13 protein-coding genes are annotated in these 15,123 nt (G+C 54.6%); 6 read left to right on the top strand and 7 right to left on the bottom strand.

Going from position 1 to position 15,123, the window contains the following annotated elements:
- Positions 1 to 27: 27 nt before the first annotated feature.
- The 3 genes from ACQGQ5_RS02100 (at position 28) to ACQGQ5_RS02110 (ending at position 1,867) form a co-directional block, all read left to right on the top strand.
- Entirely contained in the window at positions 28 to 351 is a 324-nt protein-coding gene (locus ACQGQ5_RS02100) for a DUF1540 domain-containing protein (RefSeq protein WP_455734949.1), read from the top strand.
- A 181-nt stretch (positions 352 to 532) separates the two neighbouring features.
- Positions 533 to 1,390: a GDSL-type esterase/lipase family protein gene (locus tag ACQGQ5_RS02105; protein WP_455734950.1), complete on the top strand. Its 858-nt coding sequence runs from the start codon at positions 533 to 535 to the stop codon at positions 1,388 to 1,390.
- Positions 1,391 to 1,402: 12 nt separating this feature from the next.
- A complete protein-coding gene (locus ACQGQ5_RS02110) occupies positions 1,403 to 1,867 on the top strand; it encodes a DUF4358 domain-containing protein (RefSeq protein WP_455734951.1) in 465 nt (154 codons plus the stop codon).
- A gap of 189 nt (positions 1,868 to 2,056) precedes the next feature.
- Here the strand turns inward: ACQGQ5_RS02110 and ACQGQ5_RS02115 are convergent, their stop codons facing one another.
- Positions 2,057 to 2,779, bottom strand: a complete 723-nt coding sequence (locus tag ACQGQ5_RS02115) for an NAD-dependent protein deacylase (protein ID WP_455734952.1) — start codon at positions 2,777 to 2,779, stop codon at positions 2,057 to 2,059.
- 152 nt (positions 2,780 to 2,931) lie between these two features.
- Here ACQGQ5_RS02115 and ACQGQ5_RS02120 point away from each other — a divergent pair, with 152 nt between their 5' ends.
- The 3 genes from ACQGQ5_RS02120 to ACQGQ5_RS02130 are packed head-to-tail and all read left to right on the top strand — an operon-like array spanning position 2,932 to position 7,640.
- Positions 2,932 to 3,870, top strand: coding sequence for an AAA family ATPase (locus tag ACQGQ5_RS02120; protein WP_455734953.1), 939 nt, complete (start codon positions 2,932 to 2,934; stop codon positions 3,868 to 3,870).
- A gap of 9 nt (positions 3,871 to 3,879) precedes the next feature.
- Positions 3,880 to 5,067 carry a hypothetical protein gene (locus tag ACQGQ5_RS02125; RefSeq protein ID WP_455734954.1) on the top strand — a complete coding sequence of 396 codons (1,188 nt, stop codon included), beginning with the start codon at positions 3,880 to 3,882 and terminating at the stop codon, positions 5,065 to 5,067.
- A 17-nt stretch (positions 5,068 to 5,084) separates the two neighbouring features.
- Positions 5,085 to 7,640, top strand: coding sequence for a transglutaminase family protein (locus ACQGQ5_RS02130; protein ID WP_455734955.1), 2,556 nt, complete (start codon positions 5,085 to 5,087; stop codon positions 7,638 to 7,640).
- A gap of 204 nt (positions 7,641 to 7,844) precedes the next feature.
- Here the strand turns inward: ACQGQ5_RS02130 and htpG are convergent, their stop codons facing one another.
- The 6 genes from htpG to ACQGQ5_RS02160 all read right to left on the bottom strand — a co-directional run bounded on the left by htpG (position 7,845) and on the right by ACQGQ5_RS02160 (position 15,113).
- Entirely contained in the window at positions 7,845 to 9,728 is a 1,884-nt protein-coding gene (gene htpG / locus ACQGQ5_RS02135) for a molecular chaperone HtpG (RefSeq protein WP_455734956.1), read from the bottom strand.
- A gap of 123 nt (positions 9,729 to 9,851) precedes the next feature.
- A complete protein-coding gene (locus ACQGQ5_RS02140; protein WP_455734957.1) occupies positions 9,852 to 11,027 on the bottom strand; it encodes a cation diffusion facilitator family transporter in 1,176 nt (391 codons plus the stop codon).
- A 2-nt stretch (positions 11,028 to 11,029) separates the two neighbouring features.
- Positions 11,030 to 11,560 (bottom strand): FumA C-terminus/TtdB family hydratase beta subunit, encoded by a 531-nt coding sequence (locus ACQGQ5_RS02145; RefSeq protein WP_455734958.1) that lies wholly within the window; start codon positions 11,558 to 11,560, stop codon positions 11,030 to 11,032.
- Positions 11,561 to 11,653: 93 nt separating this feature from the next.
- A complete protein-coding gene (locus ACQGQ5_RS02150; protein ID WP_455734959.1) occupies positions 11,654 to 12,577 on the bottom strand; it encodes a magnesium transporter CorA family protein in 924 nt (307 codons plus the stop codon).
- 313 nt (positions 12,578 to 12,890) lie between these two features.
- The gene (ftsZ, locus tag ACQGQ5_RS02155; RefSeq protein ID WP_455734960.1) at positions 12,891 to 13,982 is read right to left on the bottom strand and encodes a cell division protein FtsZ; all 1,092 of its coding nucleotides are present in this window, start codon (positions 13,980 to 13,982) and stop codon (positions 12,891 to 12,893) included.
- Between the two features lie 174 nt (positions 13,983 to 14,156).
- Positions 14,157 to 15,113, bottom strand: coding sequence for a cell division protein FtsQ/DivIB (locus tag ACQGQ5_RS02160; protein ID WP_455734961.1), 957 nt, complete (start codon positions 15,111 to 15,113; stop codon positions 14,157 to 14,159).
- Positions 15,114 to 15,123 lie beyond the last annotated feature (10 nt).

The raw sequence follows: 15,123 nt of genomic DNA on the forward strand, positions 1-15,123 counted from the left end.
AGTATTTTTAATAAAGAGGTGCCGACCATGACAAATCTACATTGCGACGTAATGACCTGTGCCAACAACAGGGACAACTTCTGCTGCAGACCCGAAATTCAGGTCAGCGGCCGTCAGGCCCGGGACAGCGAGGAAACCTGCTGTTCTTCTTTTCTGGACGCGGCGGACGGCGCGCAGAACTCCGTTGGCTGTTCCCTTCCCAACACGGCGCTGGACATCTACTGTGAAGCGGAAAACTGCCGGTTTAACTCAAACGAGCGGTGCGGCGCGAATGAAATCAGCGTTCAGTCCGGAAACGTCCAGCCGCACTCACAGTCCGCGACGGCATGCGCCAGCTTTGAGAACAGATAGGATTTCGGAAATCCCCCTAACAACAGACGGAATGAGCAGCGCCGCAGGGCGCCGCTCATTTTTTATATCTGGAATTGACGGGGATATCTTCCTGTCATATTTTGTAACAATTGTTGTGATACGGTCCTACATATGCTATACTGTTTGTGTTAATTTTACTTGTTGATTAGAAGGTGCTAAGATGAATCATAATAAAAATTACGGCGGGAGGGGACTGGCCCTTCTGACGGCCGGTCTGCTGCTTTTATCCGGCTGCGGCGGAAATAAGGAAGCCGCTTCCAGCGCCGCCCCCGCGAGTTCCGCGGTACAGAGCGCGGTTTCCTCCGCGGTAAGTTCACAGGAGGCTCCCTCCTCACAGACGCCGTCTTCTTCCTCTCAGCCGGAAGATTCCGCCGCGGTGCAGGAAAGCGCCAAAGCGGATGCAAGCTACCTTGACGACGCGGTGTTTATTGGGGATTCCGTATCCCTGAAGCTGAAAAACTACGTCACCGCAAAGCGCAAAACAGAGGCGGGCTTCTTTGGAAAGGCGCAGTTCCTGGCCGCCGGCAGCATGGGCAGCGGCAACGCGCTGAAACCCCTCGGCGCTTCTTCCATCCACCCGGCCTATAACGGAAAGAAAGCGCTTCTGGAAGACAACGTTGCGGCGATGGGCGCAAAAAAAGTCTACATGATGCTGGGAGCCAACGACCTGGCCCTGTACGGCATCGACGGTTCCGTAGAAAACATGTCCAAACTTCTTGCGAAGATTCAGGAAAAATCCCCGGACGCCAAACTATTCGTTCAGTCCGCGACCCCCATCATCAAGGAGCAGCAGATGACGACCCTGAATAATCCGAATCTTTCCGCTTACGACGCGAAGCTGGCGGAAATGTGCAAAAAGAACGGATATTATTACATTGACGTTGCGTCGGTCATGCGTGACAGCGAGGGGAACCTGATCCCCGAATACTGCAGCGACCCCAACGACCTCGGAATCCATTTTACGGACAAAGCCTGTCAGGTATGGATTGATTACATTTTGACACACACTGTAAAATAAGGGAGAATACCGATGAAAAAGCTTTTATCACTGCTGCTCGCCGCGGCGATGCTCTGTTCTCTGGCCGCGTGCGGCGGCGGAACAAAACAGGCCGACCTTTCCAAGGTGATGACGGATATGAAAGCGGCACTTTCCAATAAGGAAATGATGGATTTGTCCGCCGAGGACCTGATGCCGAATTACGGAATTGACACCGCGGACGTCAAGCAGTTCGCCGCCTACGTTGATTCGACCGGCATCAAGGGCGACGAGATCATCTTCCTGGAGGGAAAGGACGCCGACGCAGCCAAGCGGATCAAGGAGAAGCTGGACGCCCGCTACCAGCAGAAGGAAACCGAAATGAAGGACTATCTGCCGGAGGAATACGCGATGCTGAAAAAATGCGGCGTCAACCAGAACGGAAATTACGTCAGCATGATTGTCTCACCCCAGTACGAGGAGCTGAACAAGATATACGACGCCGCGGTCAAGGGCTAAACAGCCGAGCGGCGGCTTTTGCAGGAAATGGTACAAAAGCCCGGAAGAACGTGATACTTTTCGTTCTTCCGGGCTTTCTTCTGCTTTCAGAAAAGTTTTGCGGCTGTTCACCTTTCCGCTAAAATATTGCGGTCCATGAGGGAGCCAAAAGAGAAGGGGGTTCGATTTTCCATCTGCAAACTTTCAAGGTCACACCTTGATTTTATCAAGCACCTCGCCGATGCTGCCCTGAATCACCAGATTGGCGTTGCGGTCCTGGGGGGTGCTGGTGCGGTTGATCAGGACCAGCCGGTCCCCGCCGTAGTAGTCGATCAGGCTTGCCGCCGGATAAACCGCAAGGGAAGTCCCGCCGATGATCAGCATGTCCGCGCGCTCGATCGCCTCCACCGCGCCGTAAAGCGTGCGCTGATTGAGGCCCTCCTCGTACAGCACCACGTCCGGCTTAACAGTGCCGCCGCAGGTGCAGGTCGGAATTCCCGTGCTGTTCAGGATGAATTCCGCGTCGTAAAGCTTATGGCAGCGCCGGCAGTAGTTGCGGTGAACGGAGCCGTGCAGCTCGTAGACCGTTTTGCTCCCCGCCGTCTGGTGCAGGCCGTCGATATTCTGCGTGACCACGGCGGTCAGCTTTCCCGCCCGCTCCAGCTCGGCAAGCTTTCTGTGGGCGGCGTTCGGCTTTGCTGTCAGGCAAAGCATCTTGGCCCGGTAAAAATCGTAGAATTCTTCCGTATGCGTTTCATAAAAACTGTGGCTCAGCATCGTTTCGGGCGGATAGCGGTAATGCTGGCGGTAAAGCCCGTCCACGCTGCGGAAATCCGGGATCTCGCTTTCGGTGGAAACACCGGCCCCTCCGAAAAACACGACGCGTTTGCTCTCGTCGATCATGCTCTGCAGCTTTTCAATCTTCTGTTCCATGATACAGCCCTCCATTCTTCGCTTCTTCTATTTTGCACCTGTGGCGGCAATTTTTCAAGAGAAAATTCTTCCGGAATAAAATACCCGGTTTGCATAACGGGTTGATTTCGACTATAATAATACAGAATAAAAGACGGGCGGTGGCTGTAAAAATGCAGGAAAAGGCTTTGCGAATCATCAACGAGGTAAAAAAAGCAGTGGTCGGAAAAGACGTGATTGTCCGGAAAGTACTGATGGTGATTCTGGCGCAGGGGCACATCCTTCTGGAGGACATCCCCGGCGTTGGAAAAACGACGCTTGCCCTTGCCTTTTCCAAGGCGATGTCCCTTGATTACAAGCGGGTCCAGTTCACGCCGGACGTAATGCCGACCGACGTAACGGGATTTTCCATCTACAACAAGGCGACCGGCTTATTGGAGTACAAGCCCGGCGCGGCGCTGTGCAACCTGTTTCTGGCTGACGAGATCAACCGCACCTCCAGCAAGACGCAGTCCGCGCTTCTGGAGGTCATGGAGGAAGGCAGCATCACGGTTGACGGAATCGCCCACCCCACCCCGAAGCCCTATATCGTGATTGCCACCCAGAACCCGATCGGTTCGGTGGGCACGCAGATGCTGCCGGATTCCCAGCTCGACCGCTTTATGGTCCGGCTGACCATGGGGTACCCCGAGCTGCGCGACGAAGTGGAAATTTTGAAGCGCAAGCAGGGCGAGGACCCGCTGGAATCGGTCCAGAAAGCCGCCGACGCGCGGGAAATCATCGCCATGCAGAACGAGACGGACACCGTTTACCTTTCAGACGATCTGTACGCATACATCGCCCGGCTGGTGAGCGCGACCCGCGAAAACAGCCTGATCCGGCTGGGCGCGAGCCCGCGCGGCTCCATCGCGCTCGTCAAAATGGCGCAGGCGAACGCCTACCTTTCCGGCAGGGACTATGTGGTCCCGAAGGACGTGCAGTCCGTCTTCGCCGACGTGGCGGAGCACCGGATGATTCTGAAGCCCCAGGCGAAAATAGGCAACGTGACCGCAGCCGGCCTGCTCAGGGACATTTTGAGGGACGTCCCCGCGCCCGCCGTCGCGCAGAAATAGGGGCGCGCCATGTTCCGCTGTCGTGCAGCCTACTGCGCCGTGCTTGCCGCCGCGATTCTGTTCTTTCTCTTTTTCAAGGAATATCTCGCCTTTTTTACACTGGTGCTGATTCTCATCCTGCCGTTCTTCTCATGGCTGTTTCTGGTGCTCGCCATACGCGGAACGACGGCGGAGCTTGCGGCGCAGAATGTCACCCCGTACAAAAATCAGGAATTTTCTCTGTATATTATCCTGAAGAACGCGTCCGCCTTTCCCCTGCTCCGCGCAAAGCTGCACTTCTCCTGTGTAAACGCACTCAGCGGCGAAAGACAGGAACAAACCCTGTTCACGCCGGTGAACGCCCGCTCGGAGCAAACCGCGGAATACCGGATGCAGTCCCGCTATTGCGGCCGTATCACGGTAAAGCTGACACAGGTTCAGTACTACGACCCCCTCGGATTATTTCAGATCAGCCGGAAACCGGACCTTCGGACCGAATGCTTTATCGCTCCCCGGGTACATCCGATCGATTCTTCCATCGATATGACGGCCGCCGCGGGCACGGAAAGCAATACCTACTCGGAAGAAAAACCGGGGGACGACCCGTCCGAGATTTTCGGTGTGCGCGCGTTCCGCAGCGGCGACCGCCTGCGCAGCGTCCACTGGAAGCTCAGCTCCAAGCTGGACGAGCTGATGGTAAAGGAATTCGGCCTTCCGGTCGACAGCGGCATTCTGGTGCTCCTGGAGCTGCTCGCGCCGGATATGGAGACGCTGGACGCACTGATGGAAACAGCCGCCTCTTTATCGCATTTCTTTATGGAAAACCGGATCATTCACCGAATCGAATGGTACGGAAAAGAAGAGGACCGGCTGCATACGTCGCTGATTCAGAGCGACGAGGATCTGGCCTCTCTGCTGAACAGCCTGCTTTCCGCGCAGTCCTACGGCGAGGAGCCGTATGTCCTGAAGTCCCGCAGCAAGACGGAGCAGGACGCCGGAAGCTTTTCCCACGCCGTTTATATCACGGGAAAACTGACCGAAGCGCTTACGGAGCTCTGCGACCGGCCAAGCGGGGAAAAGATCACCGTGCTTTTTGTCGGAGGAGAAACGGACGACGAACAGCTCCGGCTGGCGGACGCACTGCGCGCGATGAACGCGGAAGTGGCAGCGGTCCGTCCTGAAAAAATCCAGCAGTGCCTTTCCGGCCTGATTCTATAAGGAAACAGGTGAGCCGCATGAATACTGAAAATCATCTGCCGGATTCCCCCGGCCTGAAAATCTCCCCGCCCCGCCTGAGCGGACAGACGCCGTCGCCCGTAAGGAACACGGTGTTCCGGCTGATTCTGATCCTGTCCGGCGTTTTCGGCGCGGGCTGGTGTTTTATTTCCGCCTTTGCGCTCCCTGTGCTTCCCCTGACGGCTTTATCCAGCACCCTGCTGTTTATCGCCGTATTCGCGCTGATCGACTCCTTCAAACGCTTTCAGCCCCTGTTGCTGCCAGTCCTTTGTCTGGCGTACTGCACGGCGGTCTGGTACCTGCGCCAATGGATCTTTCAGGGCTTCCTCATCACCGTCAACCGGATGATGACCGCCTACGCGGAGCATTCCGACTTTGAATTCCCCATCTACCTTGTTCTGGCCCCGGCGGCGCAGTATTCCCAACTGTGCACGCTGTTTGTCCTGTTTGTCCTGTTCCCCGTCACGGGCCTGGTGAGCAACGCCGTCATCAAACGGAAAAGCTTCTGGCTGGCCTTTCTGGCCACCTTTCCCTTTTTGCTTGCGGCGCTGGCCTTTACGATCACGCCGTATTTCCCCGCCGTGCTTCTGCTGTTTCTCTGCTGGACGCTGCTGATACTGACGCGCCTGTCCGACGAAAAGAAGAAGGGCTCCGCCAAGGCGAAAGGCTTTTCCGTCAGAAACGACGCGGTATCGTCCCGAAGCGGCCTGCTGATGATTCCGGCGGTCCTGCTGAGCTTCGCGCTGATTATGAGCACGTTTCCCCCGCAGAGCTACCGGCATCCCGAGGGAGCGGAAAAGCTGCGCACGGAGCTGATCGACACCGCAACGGACGGTACTTTTCTGAACGGCGGCAAAGCCTTTGCCGGAAACGTTTCCCACGTGGACCTGTCCGGTGCCGGGCGGGTGGAATTCACCGGAAAAACCGCCCTGCGTGTCAAGACGGACCGGCCGTATCCCCTCTACCTGAAAAGCTTTGCCGGAAGCGTCTATACCGGCTCAGGCTGGGAGCTGCCGCCGGATTCCGACTACACCGATATCAACCAAAAGCTGGACGGCCTGAACGTTCAGAACCTGTCCGGGGAGTACGCCTCCCTGTCTCGCCGCGGAGATACCCCGGACTTTCAGCCGTTTGGGATTCAGGTTCAAAATATCGCGGCGGCAAAGCAATGCATTTACGCGCCGTACAACCTGACCACTACCCCGCAGCAGATTTCGGGCGTGCGGTTTATCAACGACGCGTTTATCCGCTCCGGCGCTCTTTTCGGCACCGGGCAATACAGCTTTTACGCATACGCCCTTTCGGAAGAGGCGACCCGATCCACTCCGTGGGGGATCCTTTTTACGCTGACTCCGAATTCCCTGTTCCGGACAAGGGGCGCGGCGGATTATTTAAACGCGCAGTACCGGCTGAACGTCCTGAACACCGGCACCATTGCGGATTATTACAAAAGCACGCTTCCCGATAATCTTCTGAACAAGCTGGATGAGGAAACCAAAACCTTTGTGAGTAAGGAGCAGGAGTACCGGCTGTTCCTGTACGGCAAATACACGCAGCTGCCGCAGGGTACAAGAGAAAAAATATTGAGCCTGATGAAGCAGGACGAGCGGCTGAACGGATTCTTTGTACAGGACTTAGACAGCTCCTCCTATTATTCGTCCGCGGACGGCATTGCCAACGCGGTCAAAAACTACCTGAGCGACCACTGCTACTATACCCTTTCGCCGAAAAAACCGCCGAAGGGCAGGGACTTCGCCGACTATTTCCTGTCGGAGAGCCACGAGGGCTACTGCGTCCATTTTGCCACCGCCGCCGTCGTCATGCTGCGGGCCATGGGCGTTCCGGCCCGCTACGCGGAGGGGTATATCGTCACGACCGGGGATTATCTGAACGCGGGAAGCGACGGCTGGGCGGATATCCCCGACAGCCGGGCGCACGCCTGGGTGGAGCTTTATTCCCCGGGGCTGGGCTGGCAGCCGTTCGACGTCACGCCCGGCTTCAATCCGGCCCGGAATCTGACGCAGGACAACAACCCGGTGAACCAGCCCCCGGTTCCCAGCGCGGAATCCGGCAATCCCTCCGCGGAAAGCGCCGTGCAAAGCGAGCCGGAAGCCGCTTCCTCCCAGCCCGCGCAAACCGAATCGTCTTCCGCCGCGGGCTCCGCCCCCGGCGCGGGGCCGCAGGGGACCCCGGGTCTGAGCAATTCCGCTTTGCCGCTTGTCCTTATTATCGCTTTGATTGCCCTTCTGCTTGCCTGTACGGCGTTAAAGCGCAAAATCGTAATAGCACGCCGTTTGAAATTATTTGCGCATACAGACGTCAACAGGGCCGCAATCGCGGTCTATGCCTATCTCACAAAGCTCACGGAATACGGCGTGGAAATCAGCGAGGAAATCACCGGCCTCGCGCTGAAAGCCCGGTTCAGCCGTCAGGGAATCACGGAAAAGGAAAGAAAAATCATGACGGACTACGCGGAGCAAACGGCGCGCGAATGCTATGGGCGCCTGCCGAGGGCAAAGCGCTTCGCATTCAAGTATCTGGACAATTTCATTTAGCCGCGCAAAACGGTCAAAAAGCACCGGGAGCGGAATCATCAATCCGCTCCCGGTGCTTTCGCCTGTAAAATAATATTACAGCATTTCCAGTTGATTCTGCAACAGGATTACGTTTCTCCTCCGCCGAAGGCGGGGGAGAAACGTGTTTTGTCCCGCAAACTGATATGGAGTTGCTGTAGCTATTTTGATGGTATTAGTCGGTGTTTATTTTGTCATCAGGCCGCAGATCTGATTGGAAAACGCGACCGGGTCGTCGATGCTGACGCCCTCGATCAGCAGGGCCTGCGTATACAGCAGGGAAGCGTATTCCTTTAAGGTGTCCTGATCCTTTTCGTAAAGCTCTCGGAGCTTCGCGAAAACCGGGTGGTTCGCGTTGATTTCCAGCACCCGCTGCGCCGTGACCTTTTCATCCGTCGGCATGGCGTTGAGCACCTTTTCCATCTCGATGGAGATCGCGCCGTCGGTGGACAGGCATACCGGGTGCGTTTTCAGCTTCTGCGACAGGATCACCTGTTTGACCTTGCCGTCAAGGGCATCCTTCATAAAGGTCAGCAGGTCCTTGTTCTCCTCCACCTGCTTTGCGGCTTCCTTCTTTTCCTCCTCGGTTTCCAGCCCCAGGTCGTCGGCGGAAACGGAACGGAACTCCTTGTCCCCGTACTTCATCAGCATCCGCAGGGCGAACTCGTCCACATTGTCGGTCAGATAAAGGATTTCATAGCCCTTATCCTTCAAAGCCTCGGTCTGCGGGAGCATATCCACCTTATCCGTGGTTTCGCCGCAGGCGTAGTAAATATATTTCTGGTCCTCCTTCATACGGGAAACGTATTCCTTGAGCGTGACCAGCTTCTTTTCGCCCGAGGAGTAGAACAGCAGCAGGTCCTGCAGGACGTCCTTGTGCGTGCCGTAATCCTGATACAGGCCGTACTTCAGCTGCAGGCCGAAATTTTTGAAGAATTCCTCGTATTTTTCACGCTCGTTTTCCAGCATCGTTTCCAGCTCGGACTTGATCTTCTTTTCCAGACGTCCGGCGATGATTTTCAGCTGGCGGTCATGCTGCAGCATTTCGCGGGAAATATTCAGCGAAAGGTCCTGAGAGTCGACAAGGCCGCGCACAAAGCTGAAATAATCCGGCAGCAGGTCCGCGCACCTGTCCATGATCAGCACCCCGTTGGAGTAAAGCTGAAGGCCCTTTTCATAATCGCGGGTGTAGAAATCCATCGGCGCCTTGGCGGGAATGAACAGCAGGGCGTTATAGGTCGCGGTGCCCTCGGTGCTGGAATGGATCACCCTGATCGGATTGACGTAGTCCATGAATTTGCTCTTGTAAAACTCATTGTACTCGTCTTCGGTGATCTCGTTTTTATTTTTCCGCCAGATGGGAACCATGCTGTTCAGCGTTTCGTTCTCGGTATAGGTTTCGTATTCGTCCTTGCTGCCCTCTTTCAGACGGCTTTTTTCAACGTCCATCTTAATGGGATAGCGGATGTAATCGGAATATTTCTTGACAAGGTTCCGGATGGTATAGGAATCAAGATACTCGTCGTAATTGTCGTCGTCCGTATTCGGCTTGATCTTCAGGATGATATCGGTACCGTGGCCCTCCTTTTCGCAGGGCTCCATCGTGTAGCCGGCGGTGCCGCTGCTTTCCCAGCGGTAAGCCTCTTCCCCGCCGTACGGCCTGCTGACGACGGTTACCTTTTCACTGACCATGAACGCGGAATAGAAGCCCACCCCGAACTGGCCGATGATTTCAATATCTTCCTTCTGCTCGTTTTCTTTTTTAAAATTCAGAGAGCCGCTCTTGGCAATGGTGCCGAGGTTGTTTTCCAGCTCGTCCTTCGTCATGCCGCAGCCGTTGTCGGTAATGGTCAGCGTGCGGTTTTCTTTATCCGGAATTATCTGAATGCAGAAATCGTCCCGGTTCAGTCCGGTGTCGCCGTCGCTCAGCGTCCGGTAATAAAGCTTGTCAATGGCGTCGCTGGCATTCGAAATCAGCTCGCGCATAAAAATTTCGCGATGGGTATAAATGGAATGGATCATCAAATCCAAAAGGCGTTTGGATTCCGCTTTAAATTGTTTTACTGCCATAATCAACCTACCTCTGTCCATCAATTTTAGCACTCTCTGGTTTTAAGTGCTAAAAGTATTTTAATACAAGCCCCCGGAAAATGCAAGTAGGTGAATTGTTAATTTTTTGTTGCGGGCGGCGCATTATGGCTCCGGAACATAGCTGTGGTCGACGGTAAGGACCACAAAATAGGTCGGGTCGAGCTTGTTGATCTCCTCCGTAATCCGCCGGGTCAGCTCGCTGTCGCTCATGGGGAACGCAAACGAAACGCAGACGTCAAAAATCAGGTTGGAGTGGGTGGTGCCCCACACCACACGGAAATCATGCATGCTGATTTCCGGAGAAATGCCCCCGATGATCTCCATAACCTGCTTTTTCAACTGGTTGGTGCGCTCGTCGTCCGTCACGATCGGGTCAAGGTGGATCACGAGGTGGATTCCCTTTTCGCTGAGAAAGTCCCGTTCGATATTGTCGATGATATCATGGCTCACCAGAATATCCTGTCCGGCGGAGACCTCGCAGTGAACGGAGGCAAAGCAGCGCATGGGCCCGTAATTGTGGACGTTCAGGTCGTGGATCCCCAGGATCCCGTCGTAGCTCATTATTTTGGCGTAGATTTCGTCCACCAGCTCTTTGGTGGGGGCCATCCCCAGAAGCGGATTGCTGGTTTCGATAATCAGCCGGACGCCCGTAATCATGATGAACAGGGCGACGATCACGCCCATGTATCCGTCAAGGTTAAAGCCCGTAAAATAGGTGATGAGGATGCCGGCCAGAACGGACAGGGTGGAAAACACGTCGTTCAGGCTGTCCGCCGCGTTTGCGGAAACGGTGGAGGAGCCGATGGCGCTGCCGACCTTTTTATAGAACAGGCACTGCCACAGCTTGATCAGGGCCGACAGAAGCAGCACGCCGACGGAAACCAGGCTGAATTCGGCGTCCTCCGGGTTCAGGATTTTATCGAAGGAGCTCTGAACCAGCTGGAAGCCGACCATCAGGATAACAAACGACACAATCAGGCCGGAAAGATATTCTATACGCGCGTGGCCGTACGGGTGCTCCTCGTCGGCCGGCTTTCCCGCCATCTTGAAGCCGACCAGAGTAACGATGGCCGAGCCGGAGTCCGACAGGTTGTTGATGGCGTCCGCGGTGATCGCGATGCTGTGAAAAAGAATCCCCGTCGTGATCTTCATAAGAAACAGCAGGATATTCGTCACAATTCCGACCGCTCCGGATAATTTTCCGTACCGTTCCCGCACCTTGCTGTCGTCCGTTTTCTGATAATCTTTTACAAACAAACGAATTAAAAACTGAAACATAGCTACACCTCAAAAAGGCTGCCTCCACAGCAGTCGATTGCCGTAAACAGCGGAAAATCCTCTATCTGCAGCTCTTTCACGGATTCACAGCCAAGGTCCTCAAACGCAAGGACTTTGACGGAACGGACGCATTTTGCCGCAAGCGCCCCCGCGCCCCCGATCGCGCACAGGTACACCGCCTGGTTGCGCCGGATGGCGTCTGCTACCTCTGAAGAGCGTCCGCCCTTGCCGATCATGCATTTCAGCCCCAGGTCCAGCAGGCGGGGCGCAAACACGTCCATGCGCGAGGAAGTGGTCGGCCCGCACGCGCCGATCGGCAGGTGGTCCGGCGCGGGCGTCGGACCAGCGTAATAAATCGCGGCGTTTTTCAGCTCGAACGGGAGCGGCTCCCCCTTGTCAAGCATGGCGAACAGCCGCTTGTGCGCGGCGTCGCGCGCCGTGTAGACCGTGCCGCTCAGCAGAATCCTGTCGCCCGCGCGCAGCGTTTTTGCAGCCTGTGCCATATCGTTCGTATGAATTTGCAGTCTGTCCATGCTAACCTCACAACGATCAGAATAGGGAACTGTATTACAGCTCCCTATCAGTTTATTTTTATTCTTATTTATTATAGCATATACCGGAATCAATTAAAACATATTTTTCTTTCTCAGTATCAAATAGGCGATTCCCATACAGACCAGGGAAAGCGATACCGGGAACCAGAAATTCGTCAGCGGAATCCCGCTCACATTCATGCCGTAAACACCAGAAATAACGGTCGGGATGGAAATCAAGAGGGTGAGGGAAGCCAGAACCTTCATGACGATATTCAGATTGTTCGAAATCACGGAAGCAAACGCGTCCATGGTACCGGACAGAATGTTGAGGTGGATATTCGACATTTCGATTGCCTGTTTTACTTCTATCAGCACATCCTCGACCAGATCCTGATCGTCGTCGTAAAGCTTGACGACGCGGCCGCGCATGATTTTTTCAATGGTAATTTCATTCGCCTTGAGCGAAGAAGAAAAGTACACCAGGGATTTTTCAATATCCAGCAGCTGGATCAGCTCGGAATTTTTCATGGATTTGCGGAGCTCGCGCTCCACGAAATTGCTGATCTTATCGATCTGTTTTAAGTATTGCAGATACCGCGACGCGACGCGCAGCATAAAAAGAAGGACAAAGCGGGTTTTCATGTTGGTCTGAACGCCCTTGACAACGTCCTCCGAAAATTCATTGATAATCGGGTTTTCCTGGGTGGAAACGGTGATCACGTTTTTTTCCGTCAGAATAATGCCGACCGGCGTGGTGGTGTACGTAATATTTTTACCGGCCTTTTCAATCACCGGGATATCGATGATGATCAGCGTGCTCTCGTCTTCCTTGTCAATATGGGAGGATTCCTCTTCGTCCATGGCCGCGCGGAAGAAATCGGGTTCAATCTGAAAGTCGGCAATCAGGCTGTTGATTTCCTCGTCGTCCGGCGCCACGCAGTTGATCCAGCACCCGGGTTCACAGGAAGGAATCGGCGAGATGTGACCGTTGATCGTCTTGTAATAGGACAGCATTGCGCTCATCTCCTTTATGAAATTGAATGAATTGTCGACTTAAAGGGTCAGGTTTCACAATGCCACCCCCAGTATGTTCAAATTTGGATGTCTTTATTCCAAAAGCTATTATAACACAATATCAAGAGATTACAAGAGCAATCGGGGTATTTTGAGCAATATTGGTTCAAATCTGTTCTAAAATGCTCTACATGGCTCATTTTGAATGAATTAGGGGAATTCCGACTGGATTTTATCGTGCATTTTGGATAGAAAGCAAAAAACGGCGGATACGAAAACGTATCCGCCGGAAGGCCGCTATGTACTGTTAAACTTATTTGCGGTTGAAAATCGACATAATGTCGGTGAAGTCCTCGTCGTCGATCGGGTTGGGCTTGCCGACCGGCTTCGCGGGCTCGTCCCGTCTGGCGTCCTGCTCCGGCTTGTCCGAAGGAAAGACCGTTCCGTTGGTGGTCGCAAAGCCCGTGGCGATGACCGTAACGCTCATTTCGTCGTCCATGTTTTCGTCGAACGCCGCGCCCCAGATAATGTTGGCGTCCTGATGCGCCTGTTCGGCAATCATGGAGGAGGCCGTCTCAATTTCATCCAGACCGATGTCCGGCGAAGAGGTAATATTGATAATGACGCCCTTGGCGCCGTTGATGGCGGTTTCGAGAAGCGGGCTGGAAATCGCCATATTGGCGGCGGTTTCCGCTTTATCCTTGCCGGAAGCCCTGCCCACGCCCATGTGCGCGTAGCCGGCGTCCTTCATGACCGCGGTGACGTCCGCAAAGTCAAGGTTGACAAGACCGGGCAGCTTGATCAGATCCGAAATGCTCTGTACGCCCTGGCGCAGAACATCGTCGGCAACGGAGAAGGCGTTGATAAGGGTGATGCGCTGTTCGCTGACCATCTTCAGTCTTTCATTCGGGATGACAACAAGGGAGTCCACATGCTCGCGCAGGGCGGTAATTCCGCTTTCGGCCTGCTCCATACGGCGCCGGCCTTCAAAATCAAAGGGCTTGGTCACAATTCCAACGGTCAGCACGCCCATGTCGCGCGCAATCTCCGCGACAATCGGCGCGGCGCCGGTGCCTGTCCCTCCGCCCATACCGGCGGTGATGAAAACCATGTCGCTGCCCCGGATGGCGGCCGCGATGGCTTCACGGCTTTCATCCGCGGCTTTCTGCCCCATTTCCGGCTTGGAGCCCGCGCCCTTTCCGTGCGTGACTTTTTCCCCGATCTGTATTTTCTGTGTGGCCTTGGAACGGTAAAGCGCCTGTTTGTCGGTGTTTACACTGATAAACTCAACGCCCTGGACGCCCATAGTGACCATGCGGTCAATCGCGTTTCCGCCGCCGCCGCCCACACCGACTACTTTAATCTGCACAATGTTGTCAAAGTCATTGTCAATCTCGAAAGACATGTGCTGCATCCCCCTTAATGTACGTCTATCATTCGCGCCCGGCGGGCTGCCGCGGCTGCAAACATTATATTTTTTTATATAATATTAATTTAACACTTATCGGTCACAATTTCAATAAAATTCTATCTTATTCAGTATAGTATAATTCGCGAATATTAATATTCACAAAAAGAACTATCCGCTGCTATTTTGTGAAGCCTGACCCGCCGTGGAAGAGGACGCGGGAGAGGAAACCGAATAGTTGGGATCAAAAAAGGCGTTGTTGTCTTCCACTACTACGGAAAGATTCAGCGTGCCCCGTTCGTTGTCCTTGATTTTTCCCGCGTCGAAAATACTTTTTGCAAAACGGAGTTTATAATCCAGATCGGAATTCAGGCCAAGGTTCATAACGATGCGCCCGTCGTAGACGACCCGGATCTTGTATGGATCGCTGAAATCCATCTCCGTAATCTTTTCAAACCTGTTGGCGCTGATCGCGGCGCTGAGGCTCTGAAAGGTCTCTTTCTGGGAAGCGTCCGCGTAAACGACCGCTTTCCCGGCCTCGGCTTTGGAAAGCGAAAGCCCTTTGATGGAGGTACAGTTTTCCGGCATCTTTTCCGTCAGCTCAAGCACCTTTCCGTTTGCGCTGACCACCGCGTATTTTCCCTTGTACTCGATCGCACCGGAAACGGTTTCCTCCGTTACCTCGATCACAATCTTGGCAGGAAGGCGCCGGGAAACCTTCGCCGTGCCGATATACGGCAGCTTTTGCTGGATCGCGTCCGCCGCGCTTCTGGTATGGGCAAGGAAAAGATTTTCCCCTTTTTGGATTCCTCCCGCCTGCACAATCGCCTGCGCCGGATAGCGGGAGGTCCCGGTGACCTCTATGGTCTCTATTTTAAACAGGACGGTCAGGGAAATGGCCACCGCCCCCGCAATCACCGCGAAAAACAGGAAAATGTAAAACAGCAGAAGAAACCGCCGCCTGCGCCTTTTCCGGTTATCCGCCCTGCGCTTCGGCGAAGCGTATTTTGCGCCGCCGCGCGCGCCCGCGCCCTGTTCTTCCCATTCGGAGACAGGACGGTACTCCCCGCTTTTCCTGTCGTAGACGCGCGGGATGGCATCCTTCCTGTTTTTTCGGTTCCTGTCCATTTGCAATTCC

It is taken from the genome of Caproiciproducens sp. (assembly GCF_053840905.1).